The sequence below is a fragment of the Micrococcus sp. GbtcB5 genome, assembly GCF_019091605.1.
Classification (GTDB): domain Bacteria; phylum Actinomycetota; class Actinomycetes; order Actinomycetales; family Micrococcaceae; genus Micrococcus; species Micrococcus luteus.
Genome location: NZ_JAGXJK010000253.1, coordinates 1 through 258, shown reverse-complemented (window position 1 = coordinate 258; position 258 = coordinate 1). Strand labels below are relative to the sequence as shown.

Annotated in this window: 1 pseudogene; it reads right to left on the bottom strand. The window is 73.6% G+C overall.

Annotated elements, in window-relative coordinates:
• A pseudogene (locus KVS67_RS12245) lies at positions 1-258 on the bottom strand (hypothetical protein); the annotation flags it as partial.

Genomic DNA, 258 nt, shown 5'->3' with positions numbered 1-258 from the left:
CGCCGTCCACGACGGCCTCGTCGCGGCGGTCGGCCACGCCGGCCACACCCGCGGTGCCGCCCACGCCAGCGGCGCCGGCGTCGGTGCGCACGTCGTCACGACGCACGTCGCCGACGTGATCCGCGGCGGAGTACTCCATGGAGTAGTACTCGTAGATGCGCTGCTCCTCCTCGGGGGACAGCGAGCCGTCCGCGTCCACGTTCGGGGCGTCCTTCACGAAGGACTTCTCGGAGGGCACCGGGATGCCGTCGGCGGGGG